Source organism: Nonomuraea cypriaca (genome assembly GCF_015645445.1).
GTDB lineage: Bacteria > Actinomycetota > Actinomycetes > Streptosporangiales > Streptosporangiaceae > Nonomuraea > Nonomuraea cypriaca.
The window spans coordinates 1-19,198 of the sequence record NZ_JADOGI010000149.1 but is presented as its reverse complement, the minus strand read 5'-3'; the positions used below and the strand labels follow the sequence as shown (position 1 = coordinate 19,198).

Below are 19,198 nucleotides of genomic sequence, written 5' to 3'. Positions count from 1 at the left end.
GGGGAGGCGAGGAACGGCGATGAAGGCTTTCGTCATGAAGAAGATCGGCAGCGTGGGCTTCATGGACAAGCCCGTGCCGCGTCCGGGCCCGTCCGACGCGGTGGTCCGGACGACCAGAGCGCTCATCTGCACCTCGGACACGCACACCGTCGGCGGCGGCATCGGGCCGAGGGAGAACCTCACGCTCGGCCACGAGGCGGTCGGCGTCGTTCACGAGGTCGGGGAGGAGGTGAAGGTCTTCAAGCCCGGGGACCGGGTGCTGGTCGGCGCCATCACCCCGGACTGGGGCGACCCGGCCGCCGAGGACGGGCACCCGTCACAGTCCGGCGGCCCACTGGGCGGCTGGAAGTTCGCCAACACGAAAGACGGCGTGTTCGCGGAGTACTTCCACGTCAACGAGGCAGACGCCAACATGGCCGGGATCCCCGGCGGGATCCCCGACGACATGGCCGTCTACTGCGCCGACATGCTCTCGACCGGCTTCATGGGAGCGGAGAAGGGCGACATCCCCATCGGCGGGACGGTGGCGGTTCTCGCCCAGGGCCCGGTGGGGCTCATGGCGACCGCGGGGGCGAGGCTGCGCGGAGCCGGTCTCGACATCGGCGTCGAGTCGGTTCCCGGCCGCCAGAAGCTCGCCCGCCTCTATGGCGCGGACGAGATCGTGGACTTCACGAAAGAGGACGTCGTCGAGCGGATCCTCGAACTGACGGCCGGACAGGGGGTCGAGAACGTGGTCAAACCGCTGATCCTGTGCTGAACGTCCGTTCTGTGCAGATTAGCCGAGAATGCGGTTTTGACTACCTTTTGTGGTTGTTTGTAGTGGCTCTTGGCGCAGCACAGGGCAGGTTCCGGGACAACTTTTCCTGTTCGCCCGTCAAGGGAGATGCGCGTGCCCATCAGACGCTCGACCAAGGCCACCCGGGCCAAGCCCGGCAGCCAGCCGTGGCTGCACGTGAACGGCATGGAGATCCAGGAGTTCGGCACCGTGCGGTTGTTCCCGCTGGGACTGTCGAGGGACGCCCGCGAGTACTCCTGCCAGCGGCTGAACCAGATCCTCGCCGACACGCAGATCCTCTACAACCTCTACAAGAAGCATCACTGGCTGATGCGCGGCCCGACCTTCTACCAGCTCCACCTGCTGCTGGACAAGCACGCGGGAGAGCAGCTCGAACTGGTGGACAAGATGGCCGAGCGGATCCAGACCCTCGGCGGCGTCGCGGTCGCGGACCCGCGCCACGTGGCCGAGATCACCGTGATCCCGCGCCCGCCGAACGGCTGCGAGGAGGTCCCGGCCATGCTCTCCCGCCTGGTCGAGGCCCACGAGACGATCCTCGTCGCCGCCCACGACGCGGCCGCGCGCGCCCAGGAGATGGGCGACGACGGCACCAACGACCTGCTGGTGTCCGAGGTCATCAGGACCGGCGAGCTGCAGACCTGGTTCCTGATCGAGCACCTGGTCGACACCCCGCTGGTCGAGGGCCGCAAAGCCTGATCACCCGCCGGCGGCGCGCTCCCTTCACGGACGCGCGCCGCCGAAACCAGCAAAAGGGGCAAAGGTCGCTTATGGCCTAGACTCCGTCAGATGTTCGCGGCCCCCGACCGGCTGGCCTGGCTGGACGCCCTGCGGGGGCCGGCAGCTCTGGCCGTCACCATGCACCACGCCGGCTGGACGTTCGTGCCCGGCGTGTGGGCGGAAGTGGACCGCAGGATCGACCTGGGCACGTGGGGCGTGTTCGTGTTCTTCCTGGTCAGCGGGTACATCATCCCCGCCTCCCTGGAACGGCGCGGCGACCTGCGCGCCTTCTGGGCCGGCCGGGCCTTCCGCCTGCTCCCGCTGCTGCTCACCGCCTCCTGCCTGGCACTGCTCCTCGCCCAGGTGGGATTGCTCCCTGTCGAACCGAAGCTCGGCGAACGCCCCCTGCCCCTGGTGCTGCTCGGCAACGTGACCATGCTGCAGGAACTGCTCAACCTGCCTGCGGTCATCAGCGTGGCGTGGACGCTCTCGTACGAGATGGCGTTCTACCTGATGTGCGTCGCGCTGTTCGCGGTGCGGCAGGCGCACAGGTCGGCGGGGATCGCCGTGGCCCTGGCGGCGGCCGCGGTGCCGTTAGGACTGCTGCTGCCGCGTACGATGATCAACGGCGGGGCCGACCAGGTCGCCGCGTCGCTCGGCCTCGCGGTGGTCGCGGCCGTCGCGGTGACCGTGCTGGGGCACGGCGGGACGCGTACGGCGGCGGCGGTCGCGGGCGGACTCCTCGGCCTGGCGCTGGTGGTCCTCGGCAGCCGGGGCGGCACCTGGCAGGGCATGATCATCCTGGCGACCATGTTCGCGGGCACGGCGGTCCACCGCGCCGAGCGGGGCACGATCTCCTGGCGTACCGCCGGTGTCGCGGTGGCGGCGGTGCTGGCCTGCGGGATCGCCGCCAAGGACGACCCCGCCTGGGCGTCCGCGTTCGTGCTGGCGTTCGGCGCCTTCGGCCTGGCGCTCGCGCTGCGCGAGCGGGCGTTCCCGCGCTGGCTGTCGCGACTCGGCGTGATCAGCTTCTCCCTCTATCTGCTGCACCCGATCCTGCTGTACGTGATCCCCGGCCTGACGCCGTTCCTCCTCGTGCTGATCCCGCTCAGCCTCGTGAGCCACCGCCTGATCGAAGCCCCGGCCCAGCGCCTCGGCAAACGCCTGATCCCCAGCGGCGCGCGGCCTCGATGACGCGTGGGTCACGGGTCGATCTCAGGTCATACAGAGCGATATGAGTCCTATATTCACAGGCGTGAACGTCACTACGATCTGCTCGTGCCCCCTGACCATCACCACCCCGAACCGCCTCCAACGGCCGTCTCCGTGGATCAGAGCGACCGCCGGAAGCGGCTGATCAAGTTCGGATCGGTCCTCGGGGGCATGATGGCGTTCGCCATCGTCTTCGTCATGATCACCGGCCTGTTGTCCGGGGCCAGACAACCGGTGAGCGGACTGCCCGTGGACCAGCCCGGCGGCCCGGCCGTCACGACTTCGCCCGACGATCCGAGCCCGACGGCGACGACGACGGCGACGCCTCCCGCCCGGCAGATCAACCAGCCGACGCCGGTGGCGACCCGTACGCGTGTGCCCTCCACGGGGGCCGAGCCGAGGACGACGCGCGCCGGCGTACCGACGCGGAGCCAGTACCGGCAGCCGCCCCAGCAGCCGCGCTCCACGCGGCCCGTGGAACGGCTCAAACGCGAACCGACCGCGGAGCCGACCACCCGGCCCCCCACGAGGCGGACCACGAGCCCACCGGTGAGGCCGACCACGGAACCGACCGCCGAGCCGCCACCCACCGCCGAGCCCACGCGGCCCGACCGGCGGTGGCCGGGACGTGGCGACGTCCCGCCGGGACAGGACCCGACCAGGACGAAAGGCCGCTGGGGGTGAGCCCCGCCCTGGTGGCGGAGGCGCTGGCCGGCGGCGGCCTGGACCAGCTCGCGCGGCGTTCCTGGCCGGACGGCCAGGCGCCGAGCCTGCGCTGGATCCTGTGCCACATGATCGAGGAGTACGCGCGGCACAACGGCCACGCGGACCTCCTCAGGGAGTCGGTGGACGGGCTCACCGGCGAGTAGGCGGATCAGGCACCTGGTAGGCCTCCTCCAGCAGGGCGTGCTCGTCGAGGCCGATCAGCGTGTTGAACTCGTCGAACCCGGTCATGTTCCCGAGCATCGGCCGGGTGTCGCCCCGGGTGGCGAGCGTCTCCAGGTAGTCCCTCAGGCCCTTGGCCGCGGCGAAGGCGGCGCCGACCGAGAAGATCGCCAGCGCGTACCCCATCTCCTCGAGCGCGCGCATGCCCACCAGCGGCGTACGCCCGCCCTCGATCTGGTTGCTGAGCACGGGGACGACGCCGCGGAACGTGTCGCAGATCCGTCGCATCTCCTCCTCGCTCTCGGGCGACTCGATGAACAGCACGTCGGCGCCCGCCTCGTGGTAGGCCGCGCCGCGGTCGAGCGCCTCGTCGAGGCCCATCGTGGTCCGCGCGTCGGTGCGCGCGATGATCACGAAGTCGGGATCGCGCCGGGCGTCCACGGCGGCTCTGACCTTCTGGATCATCTCGTCCCTGGCGATGACGTGGCGGCCCAGCATGTGGCCGCACCGCTTGGGGAAGGTCTGGTCCTCGATGTGCAGCGCCGCCGCGCCGGCCGCCTCGTACGCGCGCACCGCGCGGCGCACGTTGAGCGGGTTGCCGTAACCGGTGTCGGCGTCGGCGATCAGCGGCAGGCCGGTGGCCTCGGTGAAGGCGGCGACCCGCGCCACCATCTCCGTCATCGTCAGGTAGCCGACGTCGGGTTGGCCCAGCATGCTGGCCGACGTCTGGAAGCCGCTGAGGTAGACCGCCCGGAAGCCCAGCTCCCGCACCAGCCGGGCGCCGGTGCCGTCGTAGGCGCCGGGGGCCACCAGGATCTCCGGGGCGCTGAGCAGTTCCCTCAGCCGGGTCGTGTGCCGTGTCACAGAATCACCCCCTCCGCTGGCGCCCTCCCCGTGACTCATACCCGGCGAAGTCCGGAAATCATCTCGTCAGAGGGTGCGTAGCGGCCGGTCAGGCGGCGGCCGAGGCGGCGCGCCGGCTGCTCGATGTACCGGTACGTCAGCCAGCTCCCCGGCAGGAGCACGGCGAGGAAGAGCACGCCGACGCCGAGCTGCGCGGGCAGCGGCGCCCGGCGCATCTCCCCCGCCACCCGCATGAGCACCAGGAGGATCGGCAGGTGCACCAGGTAGAGGGAGTAGCTGATCGCGCCGAGCCAGGTGAGGAGGGCGGGGACGCGGCGGTGCCGCCAGGCCATCGCGGCGGCGAAGCTGACGGCCGTGAGGACGATGGTCAGGCCCCACACATCCGGCTGCACCCACCACCAACCGGCGTTGACCGCCCAGAGCGGCGTCAACGCCACCAGGAGGGCGGCGATGCCCACCGGCCACAGCGGGCCCTCGCCGCGTTCCCACCGGTGGATCGCGGTGCCGGCGAACATGACCGCGAGGATCGCCGCGCCGAACCACGGAACGCCCCCGCCCAGCAGCACCAGAGCCAGCGCCATGACGCCCAGCAGGCAGGCCGCGACCGTACGCGCGCGGCCGGCTATCACGGCCGCCAGCCCGACGGCGAAGGCGGCGAACGACAACCACGCCGGCCACCCGCCCGACAACGTCGGCCCGGTCACCAGGACACCCGTGACGATCGAGACCAGCCCGAACAGGAGCGGGAGCAGCCCGCGACGATCCCGCACGCCGGTCACGAACAGCGCGGCGACCACCAGGTAGAAGACCATCTCGTACGACAACGTCCACATCGTGTTCAGCACGCCGCCCACGCCGACCACGTCGATCAGCATCGTCGCGTGCGCGGCCACGGCGGACGCGTCCCTCGGCACCGCGGCGCGGATGGGGATCCACCACGCCAGGGCCAGGGCCAGGGCGATGACCGCGAGGTAGAGCGGATAGAGGCGGAAGAGGCGGCCGATCCAGAAGGCCCGCAGGTCGCCGTGGCGTTCCAGCGAGACCGGGATGATGTAGCCGCTGACGAGGAAGAACACCAGGACGCCGTACACGCCGACGTTGATCGAGGTCGGCCGTAACCAGGGCATGGCCCAGGTCGTCAGGTGCTCCCAGACGACCGCGAGAGCGCCGATGCCGCGTAACGCGTCCAGCCACGCGAGTCTGGAAGGCGCCGTCTGAGCGGCATGGGGGGTTTCGACGTAGGCGGTCGTCATATGACCCAACGTATCCCTTCAGGGTTTCTCCGCGCCTCCTCATTCCCTTCACCGGGGCACCACCGCGCCTCCGTCTTCGGCTCGCCGTACGCGCCAAGCCGTCATTCCGCCACGGCAAAGAGTCCGTGCCGATCTATCGGAATGTCAGGTGAAATCGTTCCTTGCGGGAATTACGAGGACCTGACTACTTAACTCGATAAAAAAGCACACTTGTCGGATTCGCGTTGCCGGCATGGGCTGAAAAACTCTGAGGAGGATCATGAGCCGCCAGCTCGGTGCCGTCATCGCCACCACTCTGACCACTCTCGCCGCCTTCACGAGCGCCGCTCACGCCTCTCCCCCGGAGGTCGACAACATCGCCCATCGGGGCGCCTCCGCGTACGCGCCGGAGAACACGCTCGCGGCCTGCGCCCTGGCCCGGTCCCAGCGGGCCGACACGTGCGAACTCGACGTCCAGCAGACCAAGGATGATCATCTCGTCCTGATGCACGACCAGACGCTGACCCGTACCACCAACGTGGAGCAGGTCTTCCCTGACCGGTCCCCCTGGCGGGTCTCCGACTTCACCCTCGCGGAGATCAAGCGGCTGGACGCGGGCTCGTGGTTCTCCTCGCACTTCCGTGGCGAGCGCGTCCCCACGCTCCGGGAGGCCCTGCGGGAGAGCAACGGCGGAATCGGCCTGCTGCTGGAGGTCAAGCACTCGCCGCGCAATCCGGACATCGACCGGCGGGTGGCCGCCGAGCTGCAGGAGACGCGTTCCTGGTGGAGCAGCAGGCGACTGGCCGTACAGGCGTTCGACTGGCAGTCGATGCGGACCTTCCACAGCCTCATGCCGCAGGTCCCGATCGCGCTGCTCGGCAAGCCCGACCTCGACAAGCTCACCGAACTCGCCGGATTCGCCAAGGCGCTCAACCTGCCGCACTCCGAGCTCACCGCTCAATACGTCAAGAGCGTCCACGACAAGGGCATGCGGGTCTACACCTGGCGGGCCCAGAAGCGGGCCGTCATCCGCCGCCTCATCTCGTACGGCGTCGACGGCATCATGACGAACCGCCCCGACCACCTCCACGGCGTCAAGCACGGCCGGTAGCCCCGGGCGTCGATCCGCCGGCCATCGCGCCGGACGAGGGGCGCCCAGCGCCGCGCGCGTCTTCCTCCTCGCCCGATGCAGCCGCGACCGCACGGTGCCGATGGGCATGCCGAGGGCGAGCGCCGTATCGACGCTCCAGCCGGCGACGCCCGGGTGCAGGACGTGCCGCCCGATCCGGGGATGACGGGCTGTCGCCCCAGCGCTACCGGGAGAAGCCGGTCGAAGCTTCCCACCGATCCGGACGAGCTGCTCGCCCACGCGCTCGCGGGCGGCATCGCCGACCGGGCCGGGGACATTGCGTGGCGCCGGTTGGATCGGGGGGCGCGGTCAACGGTCTCTTGACCAAAGGGCGGGTTTGTGGCGGCGCAGGAAAAGAGATGGTCACGAATGTCTAGTTATTTGGGGAAATAAAGCCTTATCTCATCTTTACATGCGGCATAGGGCTTATGTGCAACCTAAAGTGGGGGTTCTGGGCTGGGGGCGCCCGAGGAAGACAGGGGGAGACGTGTCACCACTGCTACAGCCACGCTCCATCCGAGCGCGGTACACGGTGGTCGCGGCCGCGTTCTCGCTGATCATCCTGTCACTGCTCGGGACCACGCTGGACCTGACGATCCGCTACAAGGTCCAGTCGGACTCCTTCGACCAGGCCGAGCGGATCGCGAGCCAGTGGAGCGCGGCGGCCCGCACCGGCTACGTCCCGGAGCGGATCCCCGCCTCCGCGCCCGTCGAACTCGTCCAGATCGTGGACGACCACATGCGGGTCGTGAGCGCCAGCAGGATGGCGTCCACCACCGTCCCGCTCAGCCGGATCCGCCCGCCCGCCGACGACCGGTTCCAGCGGCGCATCGAGTGCCAGGAGCACAGCCCGTGCGTCGTGCTGATGGCCATCCGGCTGACTCCCGCGCCGGACGCGGGCGTGGTGTACGCCGGCCTGCCCGAGCCCGGGTTCCTGTCCACGCACAGCCTCGAATACTTCATCGGCGCGGGGATCGGCGTGATCGTCGCGATCGCGGCGTGGACCACCTGGGTGCTGGTGGGGCGCACGCTGCGGCCCGTCGAGGCGATCCGGGCACGGATGTCGGAGATCACGGTGAGCGACCTGAGCCTGCGGGTGCCCGTACCGCCAGGCCGTGACGAGATCACGCAACTGTCCGCCACCGCCAACCAGACCCTCGCCCGTCTGGAGGGCGCGGTGGAGCAGCAGCGCCAGTTCGCCTCTACGACCTCCCACGAGTTGCGAACGCCGCTCGCCGGGCTGCGTACGCAGTTGGAGGAGGCGCTGCACTATCCCGACGACGTCGACCCGAAGGAGACGATCCGCTCCGCGCTGTCCTCCACCGACCGGCTGGAGGCGATCGTCAACGACCTGCTGCTGCTCGCCCGCCTGCGCACCGACGACCCCACGCCTCCCGAGCCGATCGACCTGGGTCAGCTCGTCTGCGCCGAGGTGCGGAGCATCAACCACCGCGTGCCGATGGACGTGCGCGCGCCGTCCGGCCTGGCGATCTGCGGCTCCCGGATGCAGCTCATCCGGGTGCTGGACAACCTGCTGACCAACGCCCAGCGGCACGCGGAGGGCACGATCGAGGTCACCGTCGAGCAGGACGGGGACCAGGCCGTCGTGGCGGTGCTGGACGACGGCCCCGGCGTCGCCCCCGCCGACCGCGAGCGCATCTTCGAGCGCTTCGTCCGCCTGGACGAGAGCCGCCGCCGCGACCCCGGCGGCAGTGGGCTGGGCCTGGCCATCTCCCGCGACATCGCCCGCGCCCACCATGGCACCCTGCGGGTCGAGGACTCACCACGAGGGGCCAGGTTCGCGTTGCGGCTGCCCCTGATGGGCACGTGCGCCGAGGACATTTGACGAGATTTGGCGGCGGGCATGCAAACCTCCGCCCTTTCCGTTCACCTGCGTCGACGGCTCGTGTGCTCGACTGGGCGAAGGGTCGTATAGATGAACACCTGGCGCAATATGTCCATTACAGCGCGTATTACCCTTTTCACTGGGGTGGTGGCGGCGCTGCTGTCACTGTCGCTGGCGACGGCGGTCATGATGGCGTTCCACCGATACGCCACCGCGTCTCTCGTCGAAGAGATCACCGCGGCCGGTGGGCGCGTGGCCGCGCAGGTGGAGCACCAAAAGGCGGCAGCGCCCCTCGCCGGGCACAAGGACCGCAAGCTGCAGATCGTCGATCCCCGTGGCGTGGTCGTCGCCTCGACGCCGCAGTTGAAGGGCCGGCCGGTCATGGCCGGGTTCACCCCTGACAGCAGGAACATCGACATCGCCACCGTCTGCGGCGGGGTCTTCCCCTCCGGCGAGTGCGACATCGTGGTCGCGCAGTCGGCCCACCGGGCGGGACAGGACTGGATCGTCTACAGCGCCTCCCCCGAGGTTCCCGCGCTCGTCGATCCGGGGCTGGCCACGACGGTGGGCGGCATCGCGGCGCTGCTGGCCGTGGCCGTCACGATCCTCGGCAATCGGATCGTCAGCGCGTCCCTCCGGCCGGTGACCGCCATCCAGACGGAGCTCGACAAGATCAACGAGACGTGTCCCGGCCGCCGGGTGCCCCTGCCACGGAGCCAGGACGAGATCTACGAGCTGGCCGACAGCGTCAACCACACGCTGGGCCGGCTACAGGCCGCGATGACGCAGCAGCGCAACTTCACCAAGGACGCCTCCCATGAGCTGCGCAGCCCCATCGCCGCCATCCGCGCCGAGGTGGAGGACGCGCTGCACGCGCCCGAGGAGACCACCGTGACCAAGGTGGGGAACACGGTCCTGGGCAGCCTGGACCGGCTCGAGGCGATCGTGCGCGACCTGCTGACCATCGCCGGGATGGACGGGGGCAAGCAGGTGGGTCACGAGCCGATCGACCTGGCCGAACTCCTGACCGCGGCGGTCGGGAGCCGCCCGCACGCGAAGAAGACGTACGAATACTCGCTCGAGCCGGGCGTGACCGTGATCGGCGACCGGGCGTGGCTGTCGCGCCTGCTCACCAACCTGATCGACAACGCCGAGCGGCACGCCGCCACCACGGTCCTCTTCCACGTACACCACACGCCCAGCCACAAGCGGAACGCCCGGCGCTTCCCGAAGGGGGTCGCGGTGCTGGAAGTGATCGACAACGGCCCCGGCATCGATCCGGACAAGCGCGAGCTGGTCTTCCAGCGGTTCGCCCGGCTGGACACCGCTCGCGACAGGTCCGCCGGGGGCACCGGTCTGGGCCTGGCGATCGCCCGGCAGATCGCCGAGGCGCACAATGGCACCCTGCGCATCGAGGACTGCTCCCATGGCGCGCGATTCGTCCTCCGCCTGCCCTGCGCCCGCGTGCGTACGTATGGCAACGTGCCTTAAGTCGTTAGCAGAGGTAACATTCCGGGCATGAGCCCGCCAGATCTGCCCGACGCCCTGATCTCCGTCATGTCCGGAATTCAGCGACTCATCAAGCGCCGCCTGTTGCGCGAAAGCACGACAGGACCGCGGCTGCGCGGCGCCCAGGTCGAGCTGCTGCGCCTGGTCTCCGCCACCCCGGGCATCGGCGTGTCGGCGGCGGCCAAGGAGCTCTACCTGGCCGGCAACTCGGTGTCCACGCTGGTGAACCAGCTCACCGCCGCCGGGCTGCTGCGCCGCGAGCCGGGTCACGACGACCGCCGGTCCGCCCGGCTGCTGCCCACCCCGCAGGCCGAGGCCCGGCTGCGCGTCTGGCACGAACGCCGCGCCAGGCTCGTACGCGAGCAGGTGGAGCGCCTCGACGAGACCGACAGGAACGCGCTCACCGCCGCCCTCCCCGCCCTGCGCAGACTCGCCGACGGCCTCCGAGCGGAGGTCGAGCGCCCATGAGCGACACCACTGATCGTCAGGAGGCCGTGAGCTGCGCCGTGGTCTGTGAGGGGTTGTGCTACAGCTTCGGTGAGACCAGGGCCGTTGACGAGCTCGATCTGTCGGTCGAGGCCGGCGAGATCTTCGGACTGCTCGGCCCGAACGGCGCGGGCAAGACCACCGCCATCCGCTGCGTGACCACCCTGCTGCCGGTCCGCGCCGGGATGGTGCGGGTCTTCGGTCGTGACGCGGCCACCGACCCGATGGCGGTGCGCCGCCTGCTCGGGTACGTCCCCCAGCAGTTGTCCGCGGACGCCCGGCTCACCGGCCGTGAGAACGTCTCGCTGTTCGCCCGCGTCTTCGACGTCCCACGCCGCGAGCGCGCGGCCCGCGTCGCCCAGGCGCTGGAGGCGGTCGGCCTGGCCGACGTCGCCGACCGGATGGCGGCCACCTTCTCCGGCGGCATGATACGCCGTCTGGAGCTGGCCCAGGCGCTGGTCAGCGCGCCACGGCTGCTCATGCTGGACGAGCCGACGATCGGGCTCGACCCCATCGCCCGCACCAGCGTGTGGGAGCACATCCAGGCGGTACGCGCGGCGACCGGGATGACGGTCCTGGTGACCACCCACTACATGGACGAGGCCGACCAGTACTGCGACCGCGTGGCACTGATGCACCAGGGCCGCGTCCGGGCGATCGGCACACCCGAGCAGCTCACCCGGGATCTGCGCGACCGCCGCGGCGACGGCTCCGCGCCGACGCTGGAGGACGTCTTCAGGGACGTCGCCGGCAGCGGCCTGGACGAGGAGGGAGGCGAGTTCCGCGATGTCAGGCGCACCCGCAACACCGCCACCCGCGTCGGCTGAGGGGCCGCGCGAGCCGGAGGCACGCGTGGGCGGGCTGGACCTGCTGTCCACCCCGCCGGTTCCGCGCGCGGGCTGGCGCGTCCTGCCCGCCCGGATGGTCGCGATGTGCGTGGTGGAGTTGCAGAAGCTCCGTCACGACCGTACCGAGCTGTACACCCGCGCGATCCAGCCGGCTCTGTGGCTGCTGGTGTTCGGCCAGACGTTCACCCGCATCCAGGTGATCCCGACGGGCGGCATCCCGTACATCGACTACCTGGCTCCGGGGATCATCGCCCAGTCCACGATGTTCATCGCCATCTTCTACGGCATCCAGATCATCTGGGAGCGCGACTCGGGCGTGCTGACGAAGCTGCTGGTCACGCCGACTCCCCGGGCCGCGCTGGTGACCGGCAAGGCGTTCGCCGCAGGGGTGAAGGCGGTGATCCAGGCGGTCGTGGTCTTCGTGATCGCGGCGCTGCTCGGCGTGGTCATGACCTTGAACCCGCTGCGGCTGGCCGGCGTGATCGTGGTCGTGGTGCTCGGCTCGGCGTTCTTCTCCTGCCTGTCGATGACGATCGCGGGCATCGTGCTGACCCGCGATCGGCTGATGGGGATCGGCCAGGCCATCACCATGCCGCTCTTCTTCGCCTCCAACGCCCTCTACCCCACCGCCGCCATGCCCGCCTGGCTGCAGGCCATCAGCGCGGTGAACCCGCTCAGCTACCAGGTCGACGCCCTGCGCGGCCTGCTGCTCGGCGCTCCGGCGCACCTGCCGCTGGACTTCGCCGTCCTGGTGGTGGCCGCCGTACTCGGGATCGCGGCGTCCTCCCGCCTCCTGCCCCGCCTGGCACGCTGAACCCCGTCGGCGCGCCCCGCTGAACCGGGGGCGGGGTGGGGCGCGTACCACGGGTATGGGGTGGAAAGCGGCGTACGCCGGTTTGGCGGTATGCGTGGGTGTCGTGGTGCTGGCCGCCGCCCTGCGGTTCGGTGGCGGGGTGGGCGCGCCGGAGATCGCCGGCCTGCCCACGGCCGGGGCGCTGACGGACTGGGGGCTGCCGCTGGCCAGGTTCGCGCATGACGTGTGCGCGCTGGCCTGCGTGGGAACGCTGCTGGGCGCGGCCGTGCTGGCCCCGGCCACCTCGCCGGAGTCGGCGTGGTGCCTGCGCGCGGCCGGCTGGTGGGCGCTGGGCTGGGCGTTCGCCACCCTCGTGAGCTACGTGCTGACCCTGTCGGACTTCTTCCCGATGCCGGTGGCCGAGGTCGTCTCCGCGCCGCACCTGCTGAACTTCGGCACGTCCCTCCCGCAGACGCAGGCGTTACTGGTGGTGCTGGCCGTGACGTTCGTGGTGGCGGCGGCCACGCTCGTGCCGCGCCTGCCCCGGTGGGTCCCGCTGGTGATCGCCGTGTTCGGGCTGCTGCCGCCGGCCTACGTGGGTCACGCGGCCTCGGCCGCCGATCACGACATCGCGGTGTCGGCGCTGATGGCGCATCTGGTGGCGGTCTCGGTGTGGGTGGGCGGTCTGGGCGCCGTACTCGTCCATTTCCGTCGTTCGGGCGATCTGCGGATCGTGCTGCCCAGGTTCAGCACGATCGCCCTGTGCTGCTTCGCCGCGGTGGCCTTCTCCGGGTTGGCCGGGGCCTGGGTCAGGCTGAGCAGCCCGTCGGACCTGTGGCAGAGCAGGTACGGCCTGCTCCTGCTGGCCAAGGTCGCCGCGCTGGCGATCCTCGCGTGGTTCGGCTGGAACCACCGCCGCCGTACGGTGACCGGGGTCGCCGACCGAGGGGTACGTCGTACGTTCGTCCGGCTCGCGGCGGGCGAGGTGGGCGTGATGGCGGCGGCGATGGGCCTGGCCGTCGGCCTGTCGCGCACCCCGCCATCCCCGGCCGCCGCCGACGCCGCCGGTCACGGCCACCCCGTGCTGGAGTACACCCTGGCGCCTTTCACCCCAGGCGCGCTCATCACCGAGGTACGCCTGGACCCGCTGGTGCTGCTCCTGCTGGCACTGCCGGCCGCCGGCTACCTGATCGGCGTACGCAGGGCGGGCGCCTGGCCGTCCGGCCGCACGATCGCCTGGTACGCCGGCCTGGCCCTGGCCGCGTTCGCCCTGGTCGGCGGGGTCGCCGGCTACGCGCGCGCGATGTCGTCCGCCCACGCGCTCCAGCACGTCGCGCTCACCGTGGTGGTCCCGCTCCTGCTGTGCCTGGGCGCCCCGCTGACCCTCGCCGCCCGCGCCACCACCGCCACCTCCCAGTACGGCGACCTCGGCTCCCGCGCCTTCGGCCGGCATGTCACCCGGCCGGCCTTCCTGCTGACCGCCTACCCGGTGCTGTTCCTGCTGCTGTACGGCACGCCGTGGCTGCCCTGGTCGCTGGCCGGTCACGCCCCGCACCTGGTGACCGAGTCCCTGTTCTGCGGCCTCGGGCTGCTGACGATGTGGGTGCTGGCGGGGGCCGACCCGCTCCCCCGGCCGTTCCCGTGGGCCGCGCGGGTCCGGCTGCTGGCGGTCGTCGCCCTGGTGCATGTCGCTCTGGGGACGTACCTGCTGGTGGGACCCCCGATCGCGGCCGAGTGGCTCGCGCTGGCGGCCCCGCCCGGCGTGCCCGGCCTCGTCGCCGACCAGCGCCTGGCTGGGGCGATCTTCCTGCTCGTGCCGCTGCTCGCCCTCGCGCCGCCGGCCGTGCGGCTGGCCCTGGAGCGCCAGGCCGCGTGGGTGCGGGCCCGCCCCAAGGCCCGGCTGCGCGAGGAGAGCTGACCGGTGGGGAAAGCCGCCTTCCCTTTGTCAGCCTGGAGTAGTACCGGGGTGCGACCGCGGTCGCAGGCACAGATCATCACGAGTGTGGACGAGCACGGCTGCCGGCGCCGCCAAGGTGAAGATCGTTTCCACGACCTCCACCAAAGGAAAGACCTATGCCGCCCATGAACGGCAAGCGCATGGCGGTCGCCGTGCTCGTCGCCGCGGGCCTGTTGTCTCCCGTCCCGGCCGGTGCGCAGGCGCGGCACGAAGAGCCCACCGGAATACGGCAGGCGCTCGACGCGACCGTGGCCGCCGGCGCCCCCGGCGTCCTGGCCCGGATCGACGACGACCGCGGGACCTGGATCGGTACCAGCGGGACCGCTGACCTGGACACCCGCGAGCCGGTGCCGCGCGAGGCGCGGTTCCGCGTCGCCAGCGTGACCAAGAGCATGGTCGCCGCGATCGTCTTGCAGCTGGTCCAGGAGGGCAGGCTGAGTCTGGACGAGCCGATCGGCAAGCGGCTACCCGGCCGGACCGGCTCGATCCCCGGCTACGTGACCTTCAGTTTCGCCGACGCCACAGGCGAACGCCGGATGACGCTGTCGGTCAACGTGCAGCGCAACGATCCGGCGGTCGCTCGCATGCTGCTGGCCGCCGTTGACGCTCTCAACCGCTACTTCTGCGGCGAGCCGTACGAACTGCCTGACGGGGTGCCCGCGTGAGGATTCGTGACCCTGGCAGCACCGCGGCCCGCCGCGCGGATCGCATGGCGATCAGTTGGCGCCTCCGACTCCGGAAGCGGCTCGGACGGCAGGCCGTTCGTAGCGGGCGCGCCGGGCCACCACGGAGAATCCGAGCCCCTCGAAAAGGGCGGCGGACGCGGGATTGTTGACGTTGACGTCTTGGGGGCAAAGCCCCCGAGGGAGGGGTTAGCGCCGCCTGACGCGCGCTTCGCGCTCGCGGCGGACCGTGGGCCTCCTACCTTTGATCGTGGTGCGGCGGAGGGCGTCGATGACCTCGTTGGCTGCCGCGTGTGGCACCTCGACCAGCGAGAACCGGTCGGCGATCTCGATCGCGCCGATGTCGCGCCCGCTCAGGCTCGACTCGCCGGCTATCGCGCCGACCAGGTCCTGCGGCCGGATCCCCGCGCTGCGGCCGACGTTGAAGAACAGGCGGGCCATCCCGCCCGCCGGGCCACGGGCGGATCGCTCCCCACCAGGGCCCTCGCGCCCGCGCCGCTTGTCCGCGGTCCGCGGGGCCACTTCGGGGATATCCTCCTCGTCGAGCGCGGTCCCGCCGGCCTCGTGCGCCAGCTTGACCGCCGCGAGCGCCACCTCCATGAGATCGAACTCGTCGGTGAGCGACTCCACCACGGCGTGGAACGGCCCGAGATCCTCCTGCAGGAGGCACTCCTCCAGCGCGGCCCGGGTCAGCTCCATCCGGCGGGCCTGCAGGTCGGCCACGGTCGGCACCCGCTCCACCGGGATCCGGCGGCCGGTCTGCCGCTCGATCGCCTTGAGCATGCGGTGCTCGCGCGGCTCCGCCAGCGTCAGCGCCACCCCTTCCCGACCGGCGCGACCCACCCTGCCGATGCGGTGGACGTACGCCTCCGGAGCGGACGGGACGTTGTAGTTGACCACGTGGGTGAGTTGTTCGATGTCCAGGCCGCGCGCCGCCACGTCGGTCGCGACGAGCAGGTCGGCGGTCCCGCTCCGCAGCCGTGACATCACCCGGTCGCGCTGCTCCTGCTCCATCCCGCCGTGCAGCGCCTCGGCGCGGTAGCCGCGCCCGTTCAAGGTCTCGGTGAGCTGGTCGACCTCTTCCCGGGTGCGGCAGAAGATGATCGCCGCGGTGGGCGCCTCGATGTCCAGGAGACGCCCGAGTGCCGCGGGTTTGTGCGCCCTCGCGATCAGGTACGCGCTCTGCCGCACCAGCGGGGTCTCGTGGCGCCCCTCCGCTCCCGCCTGGCCCATCTCGATCCGGACCGGGTCGCGCAGGTGACGCCGGGCGATCGCGTCGATGCGCGGCGGCAGGGTCGCGGAGAACAGCACCGTCTGACGGTCCTCGGGGGTCGAGGCGAGAATCTCCTCGATGTCGTCGGCGAACCCCATGTCGAGCATCTCGTCGGCCTCGTCGAGCACGACCGTGCGCAGGCCCTCCAGGTCGAGCGTCCCACGGCCGATGTGGTCGAGTGCCCGTCCCGGCGTCGCGACGACGACGTCCGTGCCGCGCTTGAGCGCCTGCAACTGCCTCCCCATGGGGGCTCCGCCGTAGATGGGCAGGACCCGCGCGCCGAGGATGCGGCCGTACCGGTGGAACGCCTCGGAAACCTGGACAGCCAGCTCCCTGGTCGGCACGAGCACCAGCGCCAGCGGTCCGGCCGAGCTCTCGGGGCGGGGCATCCGCTCCAGCACCGGCAACGCGAACGCCGCGGTCTTGCCCGTGCCCGTCGCCGCCTGGCCGAGCAGATCATGCCCCTCCGTCAGCGGCGGGATCGCCTCCCGCTGGATCGGAGTGGGCTCCTCGTAGCCCAGATCGGACAGAACCTCCAGAAGCTCGGCTCGAAGCCCCAGATCGGCGAAGGTGGCCTCGCCGCCGGACACGTTCACGGACATCGCCGACTCCTCATGGGCTCGCCTGATCTGAAACGGGGCTCCCGGACTCTACCCCCGCGGGCATCCGGGCAACGTCACGGGACCGCGATGAGTCCTGCGTCGAACTCGACCTCGACCTCGTCGCGCAGCTTGAGCGCGCCGAAGAACGCCGAGTAGGGCCGGATCCCCCACTGGGACTGCACGATGGTCGCAGAACCGCGCACGCGGTCGCCGGTCAGCCGCGCCTGGAGCGTGACGGGCCGGGTGACGCCGAGGATGCCGAGGTCTCCGTCGACCCGGAACGACTCAGGCGTCCCTTCGATCCTGGTAGACCTGAACGTTATCGCCGGGTTACGCCCGGTGTGCAGGATCTTCTCGCGTACGGTCTTCTCGATCTCCGCGCGGTCGGCGTCCGTCAGCGGCTTCACGCCGCCGGTCCCCTGGCGCACCTGGAGCGAGGCCGCGTCGACCTCGACGGTCACCGAGGAGGCGGCCGGATCGGCGGGGTCGATCGTCATGCCGGCGTGCCAGCGGGTCGCCTCAATGGTGAGGTCGTGCCCGGCCTTCGCTCCCAGCCCGGTGCGGGCTGTCTTGATCAACAGCCGCCCGGTCTCCTGTCCTGCCGTCCAGCTCCCCGCGCGTACGTCCATCACAGCAGGCTAACCGTTTCCCGAACGGACACCGTCGGCGGGCTTGCCCCATGACCCCGGCCGGGTATGGATGTCCGGTAAAACCGATCTAATGTGCCATGTAGCTCTTTCGAGAGGACATCTTTGGATACGTCCCCAGCATCACGAAGCGGAATGGTCATAGGCGTCCTCGCGAGCGCCGGCATCATGGTCTCGCTGACCCAGACCATGATGGTCCCGCTGATCCCCGAACTGCCCAGGCTGCTGGACAGCAGCGCGTCCGACGCCTCCTGGGCGATCACCGCCACGCTGCTGGCGGCGGCCGTCGCCACGCCCGTCGTGGGCCGGTTGGGCGACATGTACGGCAAGAAGCGGTTCCTGGTCTACTGCGCGATCCTGCTCACGGCCGGTTCGCTCATCTGCGCCCTGACCAGCTCGCTGATCCCCATCGTCGCCGGCCGGGCCCTGCAGGGCTTCGGCATCCCGGTCATCCCGCTGGGCATCAGCGTCATGCGGGACGTGCTGCCCCGGCACCGCCTCGGGCCGGCGATGGCGCTGATGAGCTCCTCCCTGGGCGTCGGCGGGGCGCTGGGCCTGCCGGTCGCCGCGCTGATCGCCCAGCACGCCGACTGGCACACGCTGTTCTGGGTGTCCGCGGGCGCGGGCGCCGTGCTCGCCGTCCTGATCGCCACCCTGGTGCCCAGGGCGCCCGCGCGGGCCGGCGGCAGGTTCGACGTGCTCGGCGCGATCGGCCTGGCCACCGGCCTGGTGGCCGTCCTGCTGCCGATCTCCAAGGGCTCGGAGTGGGGCTGGACGAGCGTCCCGACCCTCAGTCTGTTCGCGGCGGGCCTGGTCGTGCTCCCCGTGTGGGGGCTGTGGGAGCTGCGGACCCGCGCGCCACTGGTCGACCTGCGCACCACCGCCCGCCGCCAGGTCCTCACGACGAACCTCGCCTCCGTCGTCACCGGCTTCGGCATGTTCGCGATGTCGCTGATCCTGCCGCAACTCCTGCAACTGCCGCCGGCCACCGGGTACGGCCTGGGCCAGTCCATGGTCGAGGCCGGCCTCTGGATGGCGCCTGGCGGCCTGGCCATGATGGCCACGTCGCCGGTCGCGGCCCGCCTCTCGGCCGCGTACGGCCCCAAGGCGGCGCTGCTCGCCGGCACGCTGGTCATGGCCGGCGGATACGGCCTCGGCCCGCTGCTGATGGGCACCGTCTGGGGCGTGCTGGCATTCAGCCTGGTGATCACCGTCGGCATCGGGTTCGCGTACGCGGCGATGCCCGCCCTCATCATGGGCGCCGTCCCCCTGTCGGAGACGGCGGCGGCCAACGGGCTGAACGCGCTCGCCCGCTCCCTCGGCACCTCCATCTCCAGCGCGGTGCTGGGCGCCGTGCTGGCCGCCATGACCACCACGGTGGGGTCGATGACCGTTCCCTCCGAGGCCGGGTTGCGTACCGGGCTACTGATCGGCGCCGCGGCGTCACTGGTCGCCGCGGCCGTCACCCTCGGTGTGCCGAGGCAGCCGGCGGCGGTCGTCCCTGAGCCCGCCGCCGCACCCGCTCGATGACGCTCATCCGCACGCCACAGGGGTCCGGAAGAGGGACGACTCTCCGCGAGAAGGTCGAGTTGGCCTCGTGAATTCTCGTGCTTCGGGGAACTCGTAACGTAGTGTCACATCATGCGAGAGGTGCCGTCCTGACCTGGCATGATCTGGATTTGCGAGATCAAGTCCATGCAGGAGAACGGCACCTCGGAA

The 19,198-nt window shown here is 70.9% G+C and carries 17 protein-coding genes and 1 pseudogene; 14 read left to right on the top strand and 4 right to left on the bottom strand.

Going from position 1 to position 19,198, the window contains the following annotated elements:
- The first annotated feature begins 19 nt into the window (after positions 1-19).
- The 5 genes and pseudogenes from ITP53_RS36815 to ITP53_RS36795 form a co-directional block, all read left to right on the top strand.
- Entirely contained in the window at positions 20-757 is a 738-nt protein-coding gene (locus ITP53_RS36815; protein WP_207756948.1) for an alcohol dehydrogenase catalytic domain-containing protein, read from the top strand.
- Between the two features lie 204 nt (positions 758-961).
- Positions 962-1,492: a Dps family protein gene (locus ITP53_RS36810; protein WP_236051546.1), complete on the top strand. Its 531-nt coding sequence runs from the start codon at positions 962-964 to the stop codon at positions 1,490-1,492.
- A 90-nt stretch (positions 1,493-1,582) separates the two neighbouring features.
- Positions 1,583-2,707, top strand: coding sequence for an acyltransferase family protein (locus ITP53_RS36805; protein ID WP_195900086.1), 1,125 nt, complete (start codon positions 1,583-1,585; stop codon positions 2,705-2,707).
- A 132-nt stretch (positions 2,708-2,839) separates the two neighbouring features.
- Positions 2,840-3,409, top strand: a complete 570-nt coding sequence (locus ITP53_RS36800; protein WP_207756946.1) for a hypothetical protein — start codon at positions 2,840-2,842, stop codon at positions 3,407-3,409.
- A gap of 17 nt (positions 3,410-3,426) precedes the next feature.
- Positions 3,427-3,594: pseudogene (locus ITP53_RS36795) on the top strand (mycothiol transferase); the annotation flags it as partial.
- Here ITP53_RS36795 and ITP53_RS36790 read toward each other — a convergent pair.
- Both ITP53_RS36790 and ITP53_RS36785 read right to left on the bottom strand, forming a co-directional pair.
- Positions 3,581-4,474: an isocitrate lyase/PEP mutase family protein gene (locus ITP53_RS36790; protein ID WP_207756945.1), complete on the bottom strand. Its 894-nt coding sequence runs from the start codon at positions 4,472-4,474 to the stop codon at positions 3,581-3,583. The pseudogene ITP53_RS36795 and the gene ITP53_RS36790 overlap by 14 nt on opposite strands.
- A gap of 35 nt (positions 4,475-4,509) precedes the next feature.
- Entirely contained in the window at positions 4,510-5,727 is a 1,218-nt protein-coding gene (locus ITP53_RS36785) for an acyltransferase family protein (protein ID WP_195900083.1), read from the bottom strand.
- Between the two features lie 259 nt (positions 5,728-5,986).
- Between ITP53_RS36785 and ITP53_RS36780 the strand changes: the two genes are divergently transcribed.
- From ITP53_RS36780 to ITP53_RS36745, 8 genes are all read left to right on the top strand, one after another.
- Entirely contained in the window at positions 5,987-6,817 is an 831-nt protein-coding gene (locus ITP53_RS36780; protein WP_195900082.1) for a glycerophosphodiester phosphodiesterase, read from the top strand.
- Positions 6,818-7,322: 505 nt separating this feature from the next.
- Positions 7,323-8,681 (top strand): sensor histidine kinase, encoded by a 1,359-nt coding sequence (locus ITP53_RS36775; protein ID WP_328816945.1) that lies wholly within the window; start codon positions 7,323-7,325, stop codon positions 8,679-8,681.
- Between the two features lie 147 nt (positions 8,682-8,828).
- A complete protein-coding gene (locus tag ITP53_RS36770; protein WP_195900080.1) occupies positions 8,829-10,172 on the top strand; it encodes a sensor histidine kinase in 1,344 nt (447 codons plus the stop codon).
- A gap of 27 nt (positions 10,173-10,199) precedes the next feature.
- Positions 10,200-10,658, top strand: a complete 459-nt coding sequence (locus ITP53_RS36765; RefSeq protein WP_195900079.1) for a MarR family winged helix-turn-helix transcriptional regulator — start codon at positions 10,200-10,202, stop codon at positions 10,656-10,658.
- A complete protein-coding gene (locus ITP53_RS36760; RefSeq protein WP_195900078.1) occupies positions 10,655-11,503 on the top strand; it encodes an ABC transporter ATP-binding protein in 849 nt (282 codons plus the stop codon). The genes ITP53_RS36765 and ITP53_RS36760 overlap by 4 nt, the downstream gene beginning before the upstream one ends.
- A 25-nt stretch (positions 11,504-11,528) precedes the next feature.
- A complete protein-coding gene (locus tag ITP53_RS36755) occupies positions 11,529-12,338 on the top strand; it encodes an ABC transporter permease (RefSeq protein ID WP_328816943.1) in 810 nt (269 codons plus the stop codon).
- 94 nt (positions 12,339-12,432) lie between these two features.
- Positions 12,433-14,235 (top strand): cytochrome c oxidase assembly protein, encoded by a 1,803-nt coding sequence (locus tag ITP53_RS36750; RefSeq protein WP_195900076.1) that lies wholly within the window; start codon positions 12,433-12,435, stop codon positions 14,233-14,235.
- A 155-nt stretch (positions 14,236-14,390) separates the two neighbouring features.
- Complete coding sequence (locus ITP53_RS36745; protein ID WP_195900075.1) at positions 14,391-14,939, top strand: serine hydrolase domain-containing protein; 549 nt, start codon at positions 14,391-14,393, stop codon at positions 14,937-14,939.
- A gap of 207 nt (positions 14,940-15,146) precedes the next feature.
- Here the strand turns inward: ITP53_RS36745 and ITP53_RS36740 are convergent, their stop codons facing one another.
- Positions 15,147-16,832 (bottom strand): DEAD/DEAH box helicase, encoded by a 1,686-nt coding sequence (locus ITP53_RS36740; protein ID WP_195900074.1) that lies wholly within the window; start codon positions 16,830-16,832, stop codon positions 15,147-15,149.
- Positions 16,833-16,906: 74 nt separating this feature from the next.
- Positions 16,907-17,461 (bottom strand): YceI family protein, encoded by a 555-nt coding sequence (locus ITP53_RS36735; RefSeq protein WP_195900073.1) that lies wholly within the window; start codon positions 17,459-17,461, stop codon positions 16,907-16,909.
- Between the two features lie 153 nt (positions 17,462-17,614).
- Between ITP53_RS36735 and ITP53_RS36730 the strand changes: the two genes are divergently transcribed.
- Positions 17,615-19,009, top strand: coding sequence for an MFS transporter (locus ITP53_RS36730; RefSeq protein ID WP_195900072.1), 1,395 nt, complete (start codon positions 17,615-17,617; stop codon positions 19,007-19,009).
- The last annotated feature ends 189 nt before the right edge of the window (positions 19,010-19,198 follow it).

Excerpts from the sequence above, each read along its gene's own strand:
- ITP53_RS36815 (WP_207756948.1), top strand. The coding sequence starts at position 20 with ATGAAGGCTTTCGTCATGAAGAAGATCGGCAGCGTGGGCTTCATGGAC.
- ITP53_RS36810 (WP_236051546.1), top strand. The coding sequence starts at position 962 with ATGGAGATCCAGGAGTTCGGCACCGTGCGGTTGTTCCCGCTGGGACTG.
- ITP53_RS36805 (WP_195900086.1), top strand. The coding sequence starts at position 1,583 with ATGTTCGCGGCCCCCGACCGGCTGGCCTGGCTGGACGCCCTGCGGGGG.
- ITP53_RS36785 (WP_195900083.1), bottom strand. The coding sequence starts at position 5,727 with ATGACGACCGCCTACGTCGAAACCCCCCATGCCGCTCAGACGGCGCCT.
- ITP53_RS36780 (WP_195900082.1), top strand. The coding sequence starts at position 5,987 with ATGAGCCGCCAGCTCGGTGCCGTCATCGCCACCACTCTGACCACTCTC.
- ITP53_RS36765 (WP_195900079.1), top strand. The coding sequence starts at position 10,200 with ATGAGCCCGCCAGATCTGCCCGACGCCCTGATCTCCGTCATGTCCGGA.
- ITP53_RS36760 (WP_195900078.1), top strand. The coding sequence starts at position 10,655 with ATGAGCGACACCACTGATCGTCAGGAGGCCGTGAGCTGCGCCGTGGTC.
- ITP53_RS36745 (WP_195900075.1), top strand. The coding sequence starts at position 14,391 with ATGCCGCCCATGAACGGCAAGCGCATGGCGGTCGCCGTGCTCGTCGCC.
- ITP53_RS36740 (WP_195900074.1), bottom strand. The coding sequence starts at position 16,832 with ATGTCCGTGAACGTGTCCGGCGGCGAGGCCACCTTCGCCGATCTGGGG.
- ITP53_RS36735 (WP_195900073.1), bottom strand. The coding sequence starts at position 17,461 with ATGGACGTACGCGCGGGGAGCTGGACGGCAGGACAGGAGACCGGGCGG.
- ITP53_RS36730 (WP_195900072.1), top strand. The coding sequence starts at position 17,615 with ATGGTCATAGGCGTCCTCGCGAGCGCCGGCATCATGGTCTCGCTGACC.